This window comes from Coleofasciculus sp. C1-SOL-03, assembly GCF_040220555.1.
In the GTDB taxonomy this organism is placed as follows: domain Bacteria; phylum Cyanobacteriota; class Cyanobacteriia; order Cyanobacteriales; family Coleofasciculaceae; genus Coleofasciculus.
Map to the genome: position 1 here is coordinate 21,884 of NZ_JAVJUO010000019.1, position 20,376 is coordinate 42,259.

General features: G+C 45.8%; 15 protein-coding genes. 11 read left to right on the plus strand and 4 right to left on the minus strand.

The genetic code is table 11. From position 1 onward, the window contains the following. Positions 1–70: 70 nt before the first annotated feature. Positions 71–1,081: a photosynthesis system II assembly factor Ycf48 gene (locus RIE73_RS02365; protein ID WP_446399650.1), complete on the minus strand. Its 1,011-nt coding sequence runs from the start codon at positions 1,079–1,081 to the stop codon at positions 71–73. 61 nt (positions 1,082–1,142) lie between these two features. After that, positions 1,143–1,490 carry a rubredoxin gene (locus tag RIE73_RS02370; RefSeq protein ID WP_446399651.1) on the minus strand — a complete coding sequence of 116 codons (348 nt, stop codon included), beginning with the start codon at positions 1,488–1,490 and terminating at the stop codon, positions 1,143–1,145. A gap of 98 nt (positions 1,491–1,588) precedes the next feature. Between RIE73_RS02370 and RIE73_RS02375 the strand changes: the two genes are divergently transcribed. Then, on the plus strand, positions 1,589–1,759 hold the full coding sequence (locus RIE73_RS02375; protein ID WP_446399652.1) for a hypothetical protein: 171 nt from the start codon (positions 1,589–1,591) through the stop codon (positions 1,757–1,759). Between the two features lie 140 nt (positions 1,760–1,899). Here RIE73_RS02375 and RIE73_RS02380 read toward each other — a convergent pair whose 3' ends face one another. Further along, positions 1,900–3,588, minus strand: a complete 1,689-nt coding sequence (locus tag RIE73_RS02380; protein ID WP_446399665.1) for an ABC transporter permease — start codon at positions 3,586–3,588, stop codon at positions 1,900–1,902. Between the two features lie 196 nt (positions 3,589–3,784). Between RIE73_RS02380 and RIE73_RS02385 the strand changes: the two genes are divergently transcribed. From RIE73_RS02385 to RIE73_RS02415, 7 genes are all read left to right on the plus strand, one after another. Continuing rightward, positions 3,785–4,177, plus strand: coding sequence for a RidA family protein (locus tag RIE73_RS02385; RefSeq protein WP_446399653.1), 393 nt, complete (start codon positions 3,785–3,787; stop codon positions 4,175–4,177). 624 nt (positions 4,178–4,801) lie between these two features. Then, the gene (locus RIE73_RS02390) at positions 4,802–8,869 is read left to right on the plus strand and encodes a response regulator (protein WP_446399654.1); all 4,068 of its coding nucleotides are present in this window, start codon (positions 4,802–4,804) and stop codon (positions 8,867–8,869) included. Positions 8,870–9,631: 762 nt separating this feature from the next. Beyond that, positions 9,632–10,435 carry an SAM hydrolase/SAM-dependent halogenase family protein gene (locus RIE73_RS02395; RefSeq protein WP_446399655.1) on the plus strand — a complete coding sequence of 268 codons (804 nt, stop codon included), beginning with the start codon at positions 9,632–9,634 and terminating at the stop codon, positions 10,433–10,435. Between the two features lie 116 nt (positions 10,436–10,551). Further along, positions 10,552–11,211, plus strand: a complete 660-nt coding sequence (locus RIE73_RS02400; RefSeq protein WP_446399666.1) for a DUF2301 domain-containing membrane protein — start codon at positions 10,552–10,554, stop codon at positions 11,209–11,211. A gap of 20 nt (positions 11,212–11,231) precedes the next feature. Further along, positions 11,232–11,996 (plus strand): SDR family oxidoreductase, encoded by a 765-nt coding sequence (locus RIE73_RS02405; RefSeq protein ID WP_446399656.1) that lies wholly within the window; start codon positions 11,232–11,234, stop codon positions 11,994–11,996. Between the two features lie 183 nt (positions 11,997–12,179). Then, on the plus strand, positions 12,180–12,791 hold the full coding sequence (locus RIE73_RS02410) for a hypothetical protein (RefSeq protein WP_446399657.1): 612 nt from the start codon (positions 12,180–12,182) through the stop codon (positions 12,789–12,791). Between the two features lie 378 nt (positions 12,792–13,169). Beyond that, positions 13,170–13,319 carry a hypothetical protein gene (locus RIE73_RS02415; RefSeq protein WP_446399658.1) on the plus strand — a complete coding sequence of 50 codons (150 nt, stop codon included), beginning with the start codon at positions 13,170–13,172 and terminating at the stop codon, positions 13,317–13,319. 58 nt (positions 13,320–13,377) lie between these two features. Here the strand turns inward: RIE73_RS02415 and RIE73_RS02420 are convergent, their stop codons facing one another. Next, complete coding sequence (locus RIE73_RS02420) at positions 13,378–16,713, minus strand: ATP-binding protein (protein ID WP_446399659.1); 3,336 nt, start codon at positions 16,711–16,713, stop codon at positions 13,378–13,380. Positions 16,714–17,024: 311 nt separating this feature from the next. Here RIE73_RS02420 and RIE73_RS02425 point away from each other — a divergent pair, with 311 nt between their 5' ends. The 3 genes from RIE73_RS02425 to kaiC all read left to right on the plus strand — a co-directional run bounded on the left by RIE73_RS02425 (position 17,025) and on the right by kaiC (position 20,026). Further along, the gene (locus RIE73_RS02425) at positions 17,025–17,942 is read left to right on the plus strand and encodes a circadian clock protein KaiA (protein WP_446399660.1); all 918 of its coding nucleotides are present in this window, start codon (positions 17,025–17,027) and stop codon (positions 17,940–17,942) included. 111 nt (positions 17,943–18,053) lie between these two features. Next, a complete protein-coding gene (gene kaiB / locus RIE73_RS02430; protein WP_446399661.1) occupies positions 18,054–18,368 on the plus strand; it encodes a circadian clock protein KaiB in 315 nt (104 codons plus the stop codon). Positions 18,369–18,466: 98 nt separating this feature from the next. Next, complete coding sequence (kaiC, locus tag RIE73_RS02435) at positions 18,467–20,026, plus strand: circadian clock protein KaiC (RefSeq protein WP_446399662.1); 1,560 nt, start codon at positions 18,467–18,469, stop codon at positions 20,024–20,026. Positions 20,027–20,376 lie beyond the last annotated feature (350 nt).

Below are 20,376 nucleotides of genomic sequence, written 5' to 3' on the forward strand. Positions count from 1 at the left end.
ATTTTAAAACATCGAGCTGGCTTTACAGCCATGATCAAGCCGAGATTACAGTCAACTAATTTATACGCGATCAAGCCGTTGTTTTGGCTGGGGGTTCATACTTGAGCAAAACACCCGCTTGACCAATAACAAATCCTTGTTCTGGCGTGATAAAGACAACTTTGTAAAAGTTGGATGGCACATCTTCTACTTCGCGATCTTTAAGCCAGGTTTTGCCACCGTCAAAACTACAAAGCAAATTCCCACTTCCCCCAGCAATCCACGCTTCATCGGGAGTTCGGTAGGCTAAATCCAGTAATCCCCAACTGGTGGAAAATTCGGGATAGATTGGTTCTTCCCAAGCATCTAAATCTTCACTACCACTAAATTGCAGCATTCCGCCTCGTGCTAAGCCCCAGAGACGCCCGTCTTCGGTGAATCCCATATTTTGCAGACGCTTAGAAGTGCTGCGTTCATGGGGTTCCCAGGAACTTTGACCGGGTTCCCAGGTTGAGTAAAAGTTCCCTCTGGCGGAAACGGCGACATATTTACCATCCTGGGAACGGGAAATATTACGCAGAACACCTACTGCTTCTTCCACCTGAGCTTTCCAGGTTTTACCCCCATCTTGGGTGCGGTAAATTGCCCCAATTGTGGTTGTCATTTCCGCTGATTTGGGACCTAGCGCCAAAATGGTGTTGGGATCGCCGGGTAACTTTTCACTTAGAGGTATGCGTACCCAGGACGCACCACCATCCGTAGTATGTAGCAGAATTGAGGGTTCACCCACAATCCAGCCTTCGTCATCCGCAAAACTCACCGATGTGAAACGATATTTATTATCATCCCCAACATCTAGGAGTTTCTCCTGCCAGGTTTCGCCACCATCGGTGGTTTCCAGGAGTGTGGAATTGCTGCCAACGAGCCATCCATGACTGGGGTCATCGGTAAACCCGATATCCCGTAGTGTTTCCTGGGTAGGTAAGGAAACCAATTCCCAAGGGTTATAGCCCAAGGGTTCGGCGTACTTACAACTAACACACAAACAGGCGATCGCGAAGATTATTAAGATTCGTTTCAAGGTTTTCATGAAATTGCTCATTGGCAACATGCTGTCGTTTGGCGTAACTGAGATATGTGTATAGAGGGATTGCCTCCTCGGTTCAGCGTAGTCCGTATAAACTTAAAAAGAAGATAACGCCTAGCAGTAAGGCGCCAAAAATCAAGACATTCTTTTGCCCTGGGGTTAAACGGTTCACCCCAAAGCCATAGCTGAGGTTCTCCTTAAACCCAGAGGGGGCACCACTGGCACCAATATCCTGAAATTGGGGCTTTTTAGCACCGCATACTGGACAACGCCAGTCGCTGGGTAGCTCCTCAAAGGGTGTCCCGGCGGCAATATTACGGTTACTATCTCCCTTATCTGGCTCGTAAACGTAGCCGCAAGAGCGGCACTCGTAACGACTTGGCGCTTGTTCTGCCAAGGTTTGCTCATTGGCTGGTTCGATCATCGCTGGCAAAAGTCTAATGCAGCAAATCTTAAAACGTATGTTAAAAAATTTATCATAATAACCGACATTACGCACCAGGGAAGAGGAAGCTGGGGGAGATGAGGGAGATGGGGGAGATGAGGGAGATGGGGAAGATGGGGGAGATGGGGAAGATGAGGGAGATGGGGAAGATGGGGAAGATGAGGGAGATGGGGAAGATGGGGGAGATGGGGGAGATGAGGGAAATGGGGGAGATGAGGGAGATGGGGAAGATGGGGGAGATGGGGTAGTAGAGACGTTCCGATAAAACATCTGTTGTAGGGGCGGGTTTTACCACTAACGTTTCGTTTTCACCCTGATATAACTAAACCCGCCCCGACTTAACCGTTCAATTATCACAAACGACAAATGACGAATGACAAATGACGAATCACCTTGATCGCGCAATTCGCCAACTTAATAAGATAACTGGAATTATTCCGACAACGACGATCGCTAATGCTGGTGCAGCCGCTTCCACTAACCGCTCATCTGATGCCAAGTTGTAGACGCGCACGGCAAGGGTGTCAAAATTAAAGGGTCGAATAATTAAGGTGGCGGACAATTCCTTCATCACGTCCACAAACAGCAACATCCCGGCGGTGAGTAATCCCCCCCACATCATCGGTGCATGGACTTTGACTAAGGTACTCGTCGGACTGTACCCCAAGGAACGGGCAGCATCGTCTAAGCTGGGCTTAATTTTACTTAAACTGGCTTCCACACTATTAAACGATACGGCAAGGAAGCGCACTAAATAGGCATAAACTAAGGCAGTAATCGTACCACTGAACAGTAACCCTGTGGATATGCCAAATAGTGCTTGCATCCCGGCATCAATGGCATTATCCAGTCTGCCAATGGGAATCAGAATCCCCACAGCAATCACTGAACCGGGTACAGCATACCCCATCGCGGCAATCCGAGTCGCTAAGCGCATCACCAGGGTTGATTGCAACCGTAATCCATACGCCATAATGACGGCGATCGCCACACCCAAAACCGCTGTTACCACTGCCAGAATAAAACTATGACGGGCATAAACCCAAAACTTACCCTCTAGCGTCGCGGTAGTATTTTTGAGTGTCATCTCCAGCAGAAGTCCCGCTGGAAGCAAAAATCCGAGACTCAATGGCACAAAACACGCCAACGCCGCGCCAATTCCGCGTATCCCTTCTAACTGATAACTGGGCAGTTGACGATAACTGTTCGTGTTTTGATAATATCGTGCCTGACGCCGTGACCATCGCTCGACGCAAATTAACGCTAAAATAAACAGCAACAGAAATGCCGCTAATTGGGCGGCGGCGACTCGTTCCCCCAAACCAAACCAGGTTCGATAAATACCCGTGGTGAACGTCTGTACGCCAAAATACTTCACCGTGCCAAAATCATTCAGCGTTTCCATTAACGCTAACGCCACACCTGCGGCGATCGCGGGACGGGCTAAGGGTAATGCTACTGTAAAAAAACTGCGCCATGGACTACACCCCAGACTGCGGCTAGCTTCTAAGGTACAAACCGATTGCTCTAAAAACGCCACCCGTACCAATAAATAAACATAGGGATACAACACCAGCGTTAACATGAGAATTGCCCCACCCAAGGAACGAATATTGGGAAACCAGTAATCGCCATAACTCCAGCCAAACCCATCCCGTAACGCGGTTTGAATCGGTCCTGAGAAGTCTAAAAAGTCGGTGTAGGTATAGGCTAAGACATAAGCAGGTGCGGCGAGGGGTAATAATAGCGCCCATTCAAACAGGCGAGATCCGGGAAAACGGCACATCGTTACTAACCAGGCGGTTCCCACACCGATTAAACCAACGCCACAGCCGACACCAATCATCAGCCAGAATGAGTTAGCTAGGTAGCGCCATAAAACCGTTTGCGCCAAATGCTGCCAAATCTCACCCGCATCGGTAAAAATATTGCTCAATACAAATAAGACAGGCGTCGCCACCAAAAGCGCGATCGCTAAAACCCCTAGCGTCCAGAAATTGATGCGCTGACGTCGTTTTTTTCCGGGAACGAGATCCGGTTTGGGCAGAGTGGAGGTAGATTGAGTGGATTGATTCATCATTAAATACAGCGCAAGGATCAGACATTATACCGTTTTGAGTTTTGAACATTGTAGAGGCAGGTTTAGTCGGGGCAGGTTTAGTTAACTTATCCCTGTGTCGCCATAACTTATCTGTAAAACCTTCCCCTACATTTGCTCCCATTCAGTGCGATAATTCTTTGACGAATGACCAATAACTGATGATGAATGACCAATGAGCCGAAAAATCATCCGTACAACCAACGCCCCTGCACCCGTCGGACCCTATAATCAAGCGATCGCAGCTAGAGGAGAACTGATTTTTGTCGCCGGTCAAATTTCCCTTGACCCCAAAACGGGTGCAATTATTGGCGAAAACGATATCGTCAAGCAGACGGAACAGGCGATGGCAAATTTAGCCGCGATTCTGGAAGAGGCTGGGGTTCAGATGCAAGATATCGTCAAAACCACAGTTTTTCTTTCGGATATGAATAATTTTGCGGCAATGAATCAGGTATATGCCCGCTATTTTGATGAAGCATCCGCCCCCGCCCGGGCTTGTGTGGAAGTTTCCCGACTTCCCAAAGACGTTTTAGTCGAAATTGAATGTATTGCAGTTGTACCTTAGATATTGCCAAAACGGGGCATTATAGGGCATTGTAGGAATAGTATCAGGAATTATCCGACACCGCGCACATCAAAACAATGGTAGGGGCGACCCGCCTCATTCAATTAACATCACCCAACCCTTAATTTTATCGGGTCGCCCTCCGTCGGGTATTAGTTGTCTTTACAATAGGAATAAACGAGTCTAAATTTTACCCGATGGCTGTTGTCATTCCCGATGAAATTCTGAACATCGCCCAACTCTCGGATGTAGAAATGTTACAAGAAATTGCCATTCTGCTGTTTCAGCAATTTTGAAAATTGCCACAACCTTTGATTTAATCGGGTCGCCCTCCACCGGTTATCAGCAATTATCCGACACGGCGTACCTTTAGAAAAGGGCGAGTCGATATAGGTTAATTCTCACACCACCTACGATGTGCAGCGACTCGCCCCTACAACCGCGATCATCCCAATAATCCCAATAATCCCGAAAATCTCAATGATCGTGTCTGAAAAAAGCGACAGATGCAAGATCTGAGTCTAAGCTAGATCTAAGGTGGATTCAGTCCAGCCTAGGTGATGATCAGTCTCTGGTCATTCTGTCACTTTTAGATCCGGAAACCCAGCCAACGCTCTCTCATCTATGAAATTCCCTTTTCATTTGAACAAAGGATTTTCCTCCCTGTTTAAGCGTGTTAATCTCTTACTCTTCGCCCTAATTGGAGCTGGATATTTAGGCAACTATTTCAGTCTATCCCTATTTTTTGGGGTGGACTTTTTATTTGGCAGTATTGCCGTCTTAATGGTGGTGTATTTTTATGGCATATTCTGGGGGACTTTAGCCGCCCTGATTGCCAGCAGTTATACCTATACCCTCTGGGGACATCCCTACGCCATTATTGTTTTTACCGGGGAAGCCCTGTTTATTAGCTTGCTGTTGCACCGCAAGACGGAAAACATGCTGCTCCTCACTGGTATCTATTGGGTGTTGATTGGTATGCCTCTGGTGTGGCTATTTTATGGGGGGGTTTTAAATGTTGGCGTGACTCAAACCTGGTTGATTGTGTTTAAGCAGTCGGTCAATAGTATCTTTAATGCTTTGATTGCAACGCTAATTGTCACAAATTTACCTTTACAGAATTGGCTCAAATTTCGACGCCAATCCAACCGACTTTCGCTACAGCAAACAATTTTTAATCTCTTCGTCGCGTTTGTCTTATTCCCGGTATTAATTTTAACCATTTTTAACGGGCGGCAAATTCTCAATAATATTGAATCAGACATTCGTACCGAACTCAATGCCACATCTGCATCCCTCGTCGCTAACCTAAATTTTTGGTATCAGCAACATTTACATGCGGTTGAGGAACTAGCTGAGATTGCCGCTCAATATCCAGAGCAACCCTCGGAACTTCTACAGAAAAGTACTGAATTAATTAAACGCAGTTTCTCTGATTTTATTAAGGCTTATGTCACCGATACGGATGGAACAATAATTGCCGCTCAACCCCCATTTAATCCAGATGGAGAATCAACCATCGGCTTAAATATAACCAAACAGTCCTTACTGGAACAAACTGCCACCAGTTTAAAGCCGATTCTCTCCGATGTACATATAGATGATGCCTATCCGTTACCTCATGTCGGCTTAAGTGTGCCAGTGATAGTCAATAATCGTTTTCGTGGCATTGCCTATGGCTCCTTAGATTTAAGTCACATTCAGGAATTCCTCAAACTGAATATTAAAGGGAGAAGGTTACAAATAACATTAGTTGATCATCAAAATAACCTGATTGCCAGTACCCAGTCGAATGTCAGGATCATGGAACCCTTTGATCCGCGTCAAGGAGGTGAAATTCGTCCCCTTGATGCTGATATTTTTCAATGGTTGCCCATTGCTCCCGGCACACCAATTATGGTGCGTTGGCGAAATTCATTTCATGTCCAAGAACTCTCACTCGAACCCTATCTTCCTTGGACGTTAGTGATTAAAATTCCGACAGCGCCTTATATTGATAATTTAGAAATCCTCTACCTGCAAAACCTGGCAACCATGCTACTGATTACGGTTTTAGCATTGCTGGTTGCTGTACTACTAAGCCATCGATTAGTCCAGCCCATCTACACGTTGGCACAGGTAACCACTAACTTACCGCAAAAGCTTCTGGATAACACGGTTCCTGTTGATTGGTCGAAAAGTCGAGTCCGGGAAATTCATTCTCTGATTAGTAACTTTCAGTTGATGGCATCTGTACTGACACAAAAATTTCATGAAATTAAACAGGCAAACGAAACCTTAGAACAACGGGTGCAAGAACGCACACAAAAACTCGCCTCTATTAATAATGAACTAGCTATCGAAATTAAAGAACGTAAACGAATAGAAACCCTATTGCGGGAACGCGAAGAACGCTATGAACTGGCTGTTTCGGGGACAAATGATGGAATTTGGGACTGGGATGTCTTGACCAATGAGGTATATTATTCTCCCGTCTGGATGCGAATTATTGGCTATGAGGAGAATTCCTTGCCCAACCGTCTATCAAGCTGGTCTGATCATGTTTATCCGGATGATTTACATCAGGTAATAGAGGATATTAATCATCATTTAGCTGGGAAAACCCAGATTTATGAAAATATCCATCGCATCAAACATCGAGATGGGCATTATCTGTGGATTGCAGCAAAGGGGCGCTGTATTCGCGATCGCGAAGGCAATCCCTACCGTCTTGTTGGCACTATTACTGATATTACCGAGAAAAAACTTGCCCAAGAACAACTCAAAGCAGCGAAAGAAGAAGCGGAAATGGCGAACCGTAGCAAGAGTGATTTTCTGGCAATGATGAGTCATGAAATCCGCACGCCGATGAATGCGGTAATTGGCATGACAAGTTTGTTACTGGATACGCAGTTAACCGATCAGCAGGGTGAATTTGTCGATATTATCCGCAATAGTAGTGATGCCTTACTGACGATCATCAACGATATTCTCGACTTCTCGAAAATTGAGTCAGGGAAGCTGATTTTAGAGGAACAGCCGTTTGATGTACGCGCTTGTCTTGAAGAATCTTTAGATCTATTATCGTCGAAAGCTAGAGATAAAGGGATTGAACTTGCCTATTTGATGGACTCTCAAACGCCTGAGATGATTGTAGGTGATGTGACCCGATTACGCCAAATTTTAGTCAATCTAGTTAGTAATGCGGTCAAGTTTACTGAAACTGGAGACGTGGTGATTTCAGTAACCCCTACGGCTGAACTATCAGAGGATCAAATTTGTTTACAATTTGCTGTACGTGACACAGGAATTGGGATTTCTAGAACCCGAATGGATCGGCTATTTAAACCCTTTAGCCAAGTCGATGCGTCAACCACTCGTCAATATGGCGGTACAGGATTAGGATTAGCGATTAGCCAGCGACTGAGTGAACTGATGGGAGGCAGAATGTGGGTAGACAGTGAAAAGGGTGTGGGTTCTACCTTTTATTTTACCGCGATCGCGACTCCTGTTCCCTCGGATTCAGAACCCGATAGTTCTCAGCAAGTATTAAGTGATAAACGCCTGTTGATAGTGGAAGATAATACGGCAATTCGGCAAATGTTGACCGAACAAGCCCAATGTTTTGGGATACAGGTGGACGCTACCGCCTCCACAACAGAAGCCTCAGCATGGTTAGAAGCAGGAAAACGCTTTGATGTCGCGATTTTAACACCCCAAATACCTCAAATGGATGGGTGGACATTCGCCACGCAAATCCGTCAGTATCCCCATTGTAAAAACTTACCGATTGTCATCCTAGGATTGATCGGGCAAGTTGAGACATCGCCTGACACCCAGTTCGCCTATTCAAGCCCCGCGATCGCGGCATATTTGCCTAAACCAATTAAACAGTCTCAGTTGTATAATGTCTTAGTTAATATTCTGACCCAGGACGTCAGTTTACCCCGCAAAACTCGTTCCCATTCATCCAAATATGACCCCAGTTTTTCCCAACGATTCCCCTTGAAAATTCTCTTGGCGGAAGACAATGTGGTCAACCAAAAAGTGGCGATTAATATGTTGAAGCGGTTGGGATATCGACCCGATAGTGTTGCTAATGGGTTAGAAGTCTTACAAGCGTTACACCGTCAATCCTACGATGTGGTACTCATGGATGTGCAGATGCCAGAAATGGATGGATTGACTGCAACCCAGCAAATTTGTCAGGAATTTCCCTTATCGGCGCGTCCCCGGATTATTGCCATGACCGCCAATGCCATGCAAGGCGATCGCGAAACCTGTTTGGCGGCGGGGATGGATGACTATATGAGTAAACCGATTCACGTTGATGTTTTAAAACAGGTTTTGAGTCAATGTCAACCGCCGACAACAGAACAGCCGACGGAACAGCCTGTTCTTGATCCAGACGTAATGCAAACCTTGCAAGAAATGGCAGGGGATGAACTCAGCGAAGTGATTAACTGTTATTTACAAGAAGCACCGGAATTGTTAGACTCCATTCAGGATGCCGTTAAGCAAAACGATGCTGATTTGTTGTATCATAAAGCCCACAGTCTCAAGTCAAGCAGTCAGGCATTAGGAGTGCAGAACCTTGCCCAACTTTGTCAACAATTAGAAGCCCTAGGGCGGGCGGGTACAATAGATGAAGCGGAACCGTTGGTTTCTCAGGCAATTACAGAGTATGAACGGGTGAAGCAGGCGCTTGGGTAAGAAAAGGGCGGCGGTTAGCGTGGCGGTTAGAAACCGCAGCTACACAAACAAAACCCGCCTGCGCGGGTTCTTCGATTCAGTCGATTTTATGTAGGGTGGGCAAGATTTATAAACCTTGATACCCTAATATTATCCTTTGTTGCTCTTGCCCACCTCAAGGTAAGTGAGGATTGATTATCAGTGCTGCAAGATAGAAGTTTTATACCTATCATTGAATCAGAAAGGTTGTAGTGGCGTGGCACACCCTATTTGATATTAGAATTATGCCCCGAAACCGTAGGGGCGCACAGACGTGCGCCCTATTCGATGGTGAAATCTATTCCACAATTTTAGCTGTGTCAGTCCAGTAGTGGCGTGGCACAGCTAAAATAGGTTTTGTTTGTAGTAAGCACGAAGAGTGCTATAACGCTTAGCTGGAGAGGGCTGAGGTTCCCTCACTACGAACCAATTCTAATTCATCAACTAAGGTATGCCACGCCAATAGGGGAAGCGGGGGAAGAAGAATTTAAATTAGAGCTTATCCGAGTAGTATCGCTCCCACTATAGCGTTTATCAAATAGATGAGGCACTTATGTGCGGGCGCAAGCCTTCATCTGTGTCAACTTAAGCCCTGTTGAAAAGGAAATCGCCCAACCAAACGAAACTTTCGTTCCCTTGACAAGGAAAGATAGAAAAACTAGGGTGCGTAAACCCGCGCAGGCGGGTTTTGTTTGTGTAGCTGTGGTTTCAACCGCCAGTTAACTTAATGCATTTAGATTCATTATGTCCCAAAACCCAATCATCACCCTATTAAGCGACTTTGGCATCAACGATGTCTACGTGGGAGTTATGAAAGGCGTCATCGCCCAAATTAACCCAGCCATCACGATCATCGATCTCACCCACGAGATTCCTCGACAAAACATCGCCGCCGCCCGATTTAACCTGATGAACGCCTATCCCTACTTTCCCGATCGCACCATCCATGTCGCGGTGGTTGATCCCGGTGTAGGTAGTCAGCGTCGTGCGATCGCGCTACAAGTAGATGACGGTTTCCTCGTCGGACCTGATAATGGATTGTTTAGCGGTATCTTAACCCAAAGTACGATTGTTTTTGCGGTTGAACTCACTAACCCAGAATTCTGGCGCACCCCCACCCCTAGTCAAACCTTCCATGGTCGAGATATATTTGCCCCTGTTGGCGCACATCTTGCCAGTGGTGTTTCCTTAAACGAGTTGGGATCAGTAATTGAACCCAGCACTTTGGTACAATTGCCAATTCCGGAACTGACCAAAACCGCGACGGGGATCACGGGTTCTATCCAGTATATTGACCATTTTGGCAACCTGATCACCAATATTCCCGCCGCTGACGTGAGGGGAAAAATGGGGTCAGTCACCGTCAACCAGCGCCAGATCCCCACGGGTCAAACCTATAGCGATCGCCCTTTAGGAGAACTCATCGCCTTAATTGGGAGTCACGGTTGGGTCGAAATTGCTGTGAATGGCGGTAGCGCTCAATCTGAGTTGCAGTTAGAGTTAGGGAAGAGGGTAGACGTGACTGTCGCCACCGAAATGAAAGGTTAAATTAATAAAACAGAGGGCATTGGCTGGGAGATAAGGGAGGTGTGGTGTAGAGACGTTGCATGCAACGTCTCTACCTTCCCAGCCCCTTCCTGGTATTGAGACGAGAGGAGATAAACATGGTATTACAACAACAATGGGACTCTGAGGTGTACCAGGGTCAATTTGGCGAATTTACGATTACCGACAACGATCGCGTCGGCGTTATTGTATACCGCAGTAGCCTGATGATCGCAGCATTGAGTTTTGCGATCGCTAGTGGGTTGGTCTTGTGGCAACCGAATAATCCCACCATTTTAACCGCCCTCACGCCCCTATATGGCTTATTCTGTGTAGCGCTAGGCGTGAGTTTGGCAACGATTCATATCTATTTAGCCCCCCTACACCGCCTCCTACAACTGTTTTGGGGAATTGGCGCGATTGCGGCTGGCTGGTTCGCGATCCAGAGTAGCGAACCCCTCGCCCTTTTTGTGTATAACCAACCCGTTACCCTGTTCGGAATTGGCTTTGTGTTTGCGGCGTTAACCGGGATTTATTTTAAAGAAGCCTTTTGTTTTAACCGCTTTGAAACCAAACTGCTGACTCCCCTAGTACCCATCTTGTTACTAGGACATTTAGTTAATATGTTACCCGCCACAGCGGAACAGGTGCTTTTAGGACTTTGGACAGTTCTATTTGTAGTCTTTGCCGTGCGTAAGGCAATGCAGCCAATTCCTCCTGACATTGGCGATAAGTCAGTGTTTGCCTATCTGAAACAACAACGGGCGGCTCAATCCTAAGGATTAGGGGATAATAACCGATGAGCTTGCCAGGAAAAGTCGCTATTATTACCGGAGGCGGACAAGGGATTGGTAAAGCGATCGCGAAAGCCTTCTTAGAACAGGGGATGAATGTCGCGATCGCAGAACGTGATCCAGAAGCCGGAACAGCTACAGCCGCCGAGTTTCAACCCCTTGGTGCAATTCAATTTATCCAGACGGATATTTCCCAGGAAGAGTCCGTGAAACAGGCGATTCAAGCCATCCAAAACCAATGGGGGAGAATCGATGTCTTGGTCAATAATGCCGCGATCGCCAATCCCGAAAATCCGCCAATCACCGAACTCAGTTTAGCCGATTGGAACCACAAGCTGGCGACGAATCTAACGGGGGCATTTCTTTGTGCCAAACACACTGTTCCCTATCTCCGGCAAAACCAAGGCATAATTATCAATATAGCTTCAACTAGAGCGTTCATGTCTGAACCGAATACAGAAGCGTATGTGGCAGCTAAAGGCGGAATTGTCGCCTTAACTCATGCCCTCGCGATTAGCCTCGGTTCAGATATTCGAGTCAATTGCATTAGTCCAGGATGGATAGATGTCAGTGAATGGCAAAAGCCCTCAACCCGACATCAACTCCAATTAACCCCCCAGGATCATCAACAACATCCGGCGGGTAGAGTGGGCAAACCTGAAGATATTGCCGCATTTACCGTTTATCTCGCCGCTTCTCCAGCTACATTCGTGACGGGTGCAAATTTTGTCATTGATGGCGGCATGACCAAAAAAATGATTTACTCGTAAGAAACGAGCGACGGTTTTCTCATCCAATTATTTAAAGCGTAATGGTTTGATAGTCCTAAAAACTGCGCCATTATTTGAGTATAAATCTAATCCTATTAAAACGTTTTAATTGTAAACAACTAGGTCGTTAAACTGATTATCTGCGGTGCTATACATACCTCCCTAAGTTTTAATAAAATAGTCATGGGAATAGTCATCATTATAAATTTCCTGATAGCCGGGATTTTTTCCATCGTGCTATCCACACAGTTTTTATCATCACTGACGCGGTTACAACTGAGTTCCCTACTTGCCTCTAAGCCCTCTACATTTCCCTTAGAATCTATCAATGTCTTTCCCCCTCCTTTAGGAGATATGATTGAAACTCGATGTCGAAAAGTCCCCACAGGCGTTGGCGTTCCCGCCTTTCAGCCAGGAATTAAAAAAGAAGATGTGATGCGTCTATTAGGCGCTCCCACCGGAACCGCACGCGGTTATTGGCCCAATACTCGTGCTGTTTTCTATGAATTAATACCGGATCAAATCAGTTTAGGTTTTCTGTTTGACCGAAACTCTCTACGAATTCGACAAACCGAAGCTTCCTTTACACCTGAAGTTGATTCTCAGACGGTATTGTTGACATTGAATGGAATGTTAGGGTGTAAGTTGAACCAGCAAATCCAACAGGGATTAGAACAAGTGTGGAAACGTCAATCTCGGCAGTTTTCCTTTCAGCTAGATTATCTGGAAGGCGTGATTGAACGCCAACAAGAGGGACGAATCTATATTGGGATTTGGGAAGAAGATTTACATTGAAACCAGGAATAGGCGTGTAGAGGCGGGTTTTACAGATACAGCAGATTTGGTGGTTGATGAGGTACAGTCTCTAAGCAAGATCCCCGACTTCTTGAAGAAGTCGGGGATCTGTCTGTGTACCTCTTGAAAAGCGCTATAACATTTTGCCACAAACCAATAACTTGACTAAACCCGCCCTCATCTTCCCCATCTCCTATATCCCTCATCCCTTAACCGTGCTAGCTGAGAAATTGTCCACTCCCCAAAGCTCACCGTTCCCCAATCTTGGTTAAGTTAAACCCCTATGTCATAGTCAATTCAGCAACTTGTCCTGTGTATTTTTTTTGCATGGAGTCAGTCGTCTATTGTTGAAGGTATCAGCAATAAGGGCATACTACCATGGAAAAAATTGACATCGGCGTCATCTTCATCGGACTCGCGATGATTACCGCGACTATCGTCTATTTCGATAGAGCCTCAAATTTAGAGGTGAGAATTGGCAGCCACTCTCATCTAGAGATTCAGACAAAGTTAATTGTTGATCATTAATCACAGAACAGAGATCCCCGACTTCTTGGAGAAGTCGGGGATCTGGCTTGGATATACCTTAGCCGAGAACCTGATGAATTTGTTCTAACAATTGACTCATGGAATAGGAACGACCGGGCAAAACTTTAGTAGCCACGCTTTGCAATTGCGACTCTAATTCCGTCGTTCTTTTATCAAATTCAGATACTCCAACATTGAACGATGAATCGGGCAATCGATGATCCAGCAAAAGAATCGGGGGTCGATTCGGTAGCTGATTCAACTTGTTTAATTCTTGAACCACGCCCGAATCATTTTCCATATCCTTGATCCGAATTAGCAGTACATCAACCATTTGTGCTTCAAGTTGATGGTAGACATCTGACCAACAGTGGGAGAATAGACTCCTAAATCCAGCCGCTTGTAGATATTGAATCAATGCCCGTAGCCAAGGTGTGTAAGGGGTGACAGGATGAGGATTAAAAGTCGGATGTTTTGGACTAGCGGTTTGATTGTTGCCCAGATCAAAGAGGAGAATACTCGACTTGCGACTCACGCCAGCCGCAATTTGAATCACTTGCAACAATGTGGTAATTTTCTGAGGATTATCTGGGGCTAAACAGGGATAAACAGAAAGACCGATCGCCTGATTGGCGGCTTGTGTGGTTTGATGATCCAGGGTAATCAGGGGTAGATCCGCTAAGGTGGGATTTGCCGAATAAGCGTTAAAATAACTGGGATGATCGGTAATCCCAGCCCCATCCAGCAAAACAATATCCGGATTCCAAACCCGTGCCAATAATTCTGCTTGTTCTAAATCATCGGCTTCCAGTACCCGGTATTTTAGATCTGAATGTTGGCAACTGAGTATATCAGTTAACTGAGAAATTAGTCTTGACGATTCCGGGGGAACCTCCACCAACCCCGCACTGACATAAAGCAGCGTTAGAACCTGATTGGTGGGAGGCTGATGTTTACCCAAGCGAGTCAGGCTTTTCGCCAATGCGTCCGCTTGAACGGGTAAACGTAAAAAGCCATCGGCGTTATTTTGATCCGCCTGTTGTTTTTCCGCTTGAGTGGCTGTCACGACGATGGGGATGTGACAGGTTTGTGAATCCGATTTGAGTAATTTCAGGACATCCCAACCCGAAACTTGCGGGAGGAGGGGATTGAGTAAGATAATGCTTGGTTGTAAGCTACGCGCTTTGGCGAGGGCTTCTGGACCCGAACGAGCATTGACCACCCAATACCCTAACTGTTTTAGCTGCGCCGTTAGGCTTTCTAGATAGCGGGGAACGGTTTCCACAATTAATACTAAGCGGTTACGATGGGGGGATGAGAGGTTGGTGCTTACCTGTTCCCAGTCCTGAGTTTCCGCCAAATCCTTACCAGACGGTGGACAGGGGGGTAGCAGCAGGGTAAATTCGCTGCCATCACCGCTTTTAGAGATAAACGAAATATCTCCTCCATGTAAGCGAGCCAAGCGTTGGGTTAAGACTAATCCTAACCCTGTCCCTTCAAACTGACGAGTGAGCGGTTCTTCTAACTGTTGGAATTTTTGGAAAATCAAGTGCTGCTTGTCTTCGGGAATGCCAATTCCGGTATCCCAGATTTTAAAGGCAATCCAACCATCTTGATGGTTAACCTTTAAACCAATGGTGTTCTCCGTCTCGGTAAACTTGAGCGCATTGGATAGCAGGTGTGCCAGCATTTGCCGCAGCCGCAGTTCGTCGGCAATGATGGTGTCTAGACCGGGTTCAATGTCTAATACAAAGGAGATGTCAGGGATCTCACCTTCCTGGTTGGGATTGTTGTCTGAGTAGACTTGCAGGGCTTGTTGATAAGCGCGATCGCACGCGCTTTGAATCTGCACTGGTTCTAACGTCAGTTCAAGCTGACCCGTTTCCATGCGCGTTAAATCCAGAATATCATTGACCACTGCCATCAGTTGACGCCCATTTTGGTAAATCAACCGAGCATAACGCGCTTGACGCTGATTGAGTTCGCCTAACGACTGGTCTTTGAGCAGGGTGGATAATCCTAAAACGGCGGTGAGTGGCGTCTTCAGTTCATGGCTAATACAGGCTAAAAACTCATCTTTTAGGCGGTTGAGTTGGACTAAATCCGCATTTTTTGCCGCCAGTTCTTGAGCGACTTGCTGTTGATCTGTCGTGTCTTGCGCCATGACTAACCAAAGCGGTGAATTGGGGGAATTAAGGGGTTTTTCTGGGATCGTCGGCTTGGCTGCGTCGGGTTGGGTCGGGACACATAGGGCGTCTTTCCAGGCTTCCGTTGTCCATTCGGGGAACAAGCAGGGGGGGAGAGATAGTTTGGTCAACGAAAACTGGCGATCGTGAATTGTTGTAGTTTCCCGCCTTTGCTCATCCATGCATGAGTGTTGAGGATTTTGGCATATCCCTGTAGACTCAAGTTCCGGATGTTGAATATGGGTTGCCCTGAGGTGGGTGCGATTATCGCCTGCATAGTCGCAACCTATTGTTCTGGGGAAGGTGAATGTTGGCTGAGTTTCATAACCAACACCCCACGCCATTGGCTTCTCTCTACTGTTGAATTCAATTTGGGTGGGGTTCGGTTCGGCTACTTTTAAAGGGTCTGTCACCTGAGGCTTTGTCTGCCAATTGGTACAGTCGCGGGTTGACTCTATCCTAGTTGAATGTTCCGATACTCCTATCTGTTGACACCAAGCCTGATTTGCCGACAAGACTTGTCCGGTTGCGGTTTGTAAACTCAAGGGGAGGGGTAGTTGTTCCAGGAGTTGGATTAAGGGTGATTGGGGATTGGGGAACCCTTGGCGATTCTCGAGGGAATGGTTTGTCGGGGCGGGTAATGAAACTTCCTTTTGGCTATTGATGGTAACGTTTGTGCAAAACCCGCCCTGACCTAGAGATGTTGCATGCAACGTCTCTACATTCTCAGTCTGGGGTAATGGTGCTAAGAATTTTAATAATTGCCAGCTATTAAGCAGTCCCAAAAATCTGCCATTGGATTCGACTAACGCCCATTGTCTAGACCCTACCGAGTCAGGAAGTTTGGATGTATCCAGTGCTGTCTCTGGTGTTTCCCTATCCAAGTCGGCTAGAATAGTCCAGAATTGGCTGATTGTCAACGATGCTGGTAGAATCCCTAGGGGTTCAATGACAGAGGGTTCTAGTTCCGAGAGCCGTTGAGAGCAATTTCTCGTTGCTCCTGGGGTTGCTGCTGGCGTCGCCCCGGTCAGGAGATGGGGCATAACCTGTCGCAGATTCACGACTCCCAGAGGATAGTGCTGCTCACTGACCACAACAATCGAGTCACTCCCTGAGGCGTGAAAAATCTCCACTAGGGTAGTTAGATCAGTGGTTTGGGAACAAATCGGAACAGGAGCAGCACATTCTTTTAAACTGGGAGTTGACATGGATATGACCAATTCGCTCAAATCAGGTAAAGCGGTTAGGTCACAGGCTATCAATTATGAAGTTGTCCCAAAGCCGAATCGTGCCAGGGACTCGCTCTACTGACCAACCAATATAACCACCGCTCTAGATCAATTATTGCGCTTGATCGGGGGGGTAAAGGGTAAAGTGCTTACAATTACTTACAATTCTTAGAGTATTTAACGTAATGTTAATTAACTTTAGAAAAAATTTGTTAAAATACGTTACAGTCGAGGAGTTTAACTCGACAACTGGTAAGGTTGTTTGTCAACTCTATTAAAGTCCTATCGTTTTGCATCCTCAACTATCGATTGGTATTTTTGTTCGTTCCCCAGTCCTGGCGCAATCACTGAGCCAGGTTTTAAATAGCGATCGCTATCTATTATCGATCTCGAACTCAGCCGCTGAGTTTCTGGAGTTCATCGAACAAAAACAGCAGCACATCGATTGTTTAGTGCTGCAAGATGACGACTCCTTACCACCCGTTATTAATCAGTTGTACGAACAAGGAACCTTACTTCCTCTGATTATTCTTCCTCAGGAATCAAAAGATAACGTTCCAGTTGTTGTCACAAATGGTCAGCCCCAGCCAATTCAGAAAACCCTTCATTATACACCAGGGGAGATGCAGTATTTGTTTCACGCGGCGGAAGTCCGACTCGATATTAGCCAAATCTCTGACCTAGAACATTCCATAGAACAGGCAATTACCCAGTTTCTTGCCCTTTCCCCCAACTGCAACTTGCCCAATCTTCCGGCTAATGCGGATCACAAAAGTGAGCAAACTCATCGGAATTCTTTAACCAAGCAGCAGTATCGCTTATCTGAAAAACTCAAAGAGCGACTGGGATATCTCGGTGTGTACTATAAACGAAATCCTCAGTTTTTCTTTCGCTATTTACCTAACCATGAAAAAGATAAGCTGCTCGAACAAATTAAAAATGATTATCGTCAGATTGTTTTAATATACTTCAGTCAAGATGCCACGATTAACCAGTTAATTGATAATTTTGTCAATGAAGCCTTTTTTGCTGACATCTCTGTATCTAAGATTGTAGAAATTCACATGGATTTGATGGATGATTTTTCTCAACAACTCAAGCTAGAAGGTCGCAATGAAGAGATTCTCATGGACTATCGCCTAACGCTGATCGATGTGATTGCCCATCTAGGTGAAATGTATCGTCGTTCGATTCCGAGAGAGTTATAATCTTGACAGGGCAATTCGCTCCCGACTCATTAACGTGAACGGTGAATGAATTTCTTCCGGGTTACTTTTAAATTTGCAACTATCCTTCGCTAAGTCCTAATGGCTAACCCTATGAGTCCCCTAAAAAAAACTTATATCCTCAAGCTTTACGTGGCTGGGAACACCCCCCATTCAGTTACGGCATTGAAAACCCTCAAAAATATCCTAGAAAATGAATTTCAAGGGGTTTACGCGCTGAAAGTCATTGATGTTCTCAAAAGTCCTCAACTCGCTGAGGAAGATAAAATTTTAGCAACTCCAACCTTGGCGAAAGTTTTACCCCCTCCGGTACGAAAAATTATTGGGGATCTGTCTGATCGTGAAAAAGTCTTAGTCGGATTGGATCTGCTTTATGAAGAAATTCGGGATGGGGAGGTTGATTTTTAGGTCATGTTCAGATTTTATGGCATAATAGCGAATTCGAGATCTATTCTCAGGCGACGGCGATCCCAGCCCTATCTATAAATAAAATTGATGAAAAAATTATGAGTCCATTTAATCTAGATGAGCAAAGACCCAATGAATTTGCCACAGCAGGAGTCCAGAAAATCCGGACGATGATTGAAGGGTTCGATGATATCAGCCATGGGGGGTTACCCGTGGCTCGAACCACATTGGTGAGTGGCACCTCGGGTACGGGGAAAACCTTGTTTGCAGTTCAGTTCCTTTATAACGGGATCACTCAATTCGATGATCCGGGAGTCTTCGTTACCTTTGAAGAATCTCCCAACGATATTATTAAAAATTCCCATAGCTTAGGCTGGAATTTGCAAAAGTTAATTGATGATGGCAAACTGTTTATTCTGGATGCTTCTCCTGATCCAGAAGGACAAGAAGTGGTGGGCAACTTTGATCTGTCCGCTTTAATCGAGCGAATTCAATACGCGATTCGTAAGTACAAAGCCAAGCGCGTCTCGGTTGATTCCATCACCGCCATCTTTCAACAATATGATGCGGCTTCCGTGGTGCGGCGAGAAATTTTTCGCTTAGTCGCTCGTCTCAAACAAATTGGCGTGACGACAGTGATGACGACGGAGCGCGTGGAAGAGTATGGACCTGTAGCCCGGTTTGGCGTGGAAGAGTTTGTCTCCGATAATGTGGTGATTATTCGTAATGTTTTGGAAGGAGAACGCCGACGCCGCACGATTGAAATTCTCAAGCTACGGGGTACAACTCACATGAAAGGGGAATACCCGTTTACCCTAAGCAATCAAGGATTTAATATCTTCCCCTTAGGTGCCATGCAATTGACGCAGCGTTCATCTAATGTTCGGGTATCCTCTGGAATTAAAACCCTGGATGAAATGTGTGGCGGTGGCTTCTTTAAAGATTCCATTATTCTAGCAACGGGAGCTACGGGAACGGGCAAAACTTTATTAGTGAGTAAGTTTATTCATGATGCTTGTTTAAATGAAGAACGGGCGATTCTTTTCGCTTACGAAGAATCTAGAGCGCAGCTTACGCGAAACGGCTTATCCTGGGGAATCGATTTTGAGGAAATGGAGGAAAAAGGATTATTGAAAATTCTTTGTTCCTATCCAGAATCGGCAGGATTAGAGGATCATTTGCAAATTATTCAATCCCAAATTCAGGAGTTCAAACCGTCTCGCATTGCCATTGATTCGCTTTCGGCGTTGGCGCGGGGAGTGACGAATAATGCGTTCCGTCAGTTTGTGATTGGGGTAACGGGTTACGCCAAGCAGGAAGAAATTACGGGCTTTTTTACCAATACGACGGATCAATTTATGGGATCGAATTCAATTACGGATTCTCATATTTCTACGATTACTGATACCATTTTAATGCTGCAATATGTAGAAATTAGAGGGCAAATGTCTCGGGCTATTAATGTCTTTAAAATGCGCGGGTCTTGGCATGATACGGGCATTCGGGAGTACACCATTAGCAAAGATGGGGCAGAAATTAAGGATTCTTTCCGCAATTATGAACGGATTATCAGTGGTTCTCCCAGTCGGATTACTGTGAATGAAAAGAGTGAACTCTCGCGGATTGTGCAAGGTGTACGGCAAAAGTCAACGGAATAGTTATTTGTCTTATGTCAGGATTTGGTGTTAGGGCGGGTTTTGTTGAGATGTTATTACGGAGATTGTAATTGAATAAGGGCGGGTTTTGTTGTTCCATTATTGGTAGATATTTGAATTGAGTCCCTAAACCCGCCCCTACAATTATCCCTAAACCCGCCCCTAAACCCCTCATAAGGGTATGTTTTTTAAGATTGGGGTTGAGGTAAGACAAGGAAGACAGGTAGACCAGTAGACAAGGAAGAGTGAGAACGAAAAATAGGGCGTTTCGGCTTTTAGAAGTTAGCTTGACCGAACAAGATTCTGTACGGTTTTCCTCCCTTGTCCTCTTGTCCCCCTTGCCCTCCTTGTCT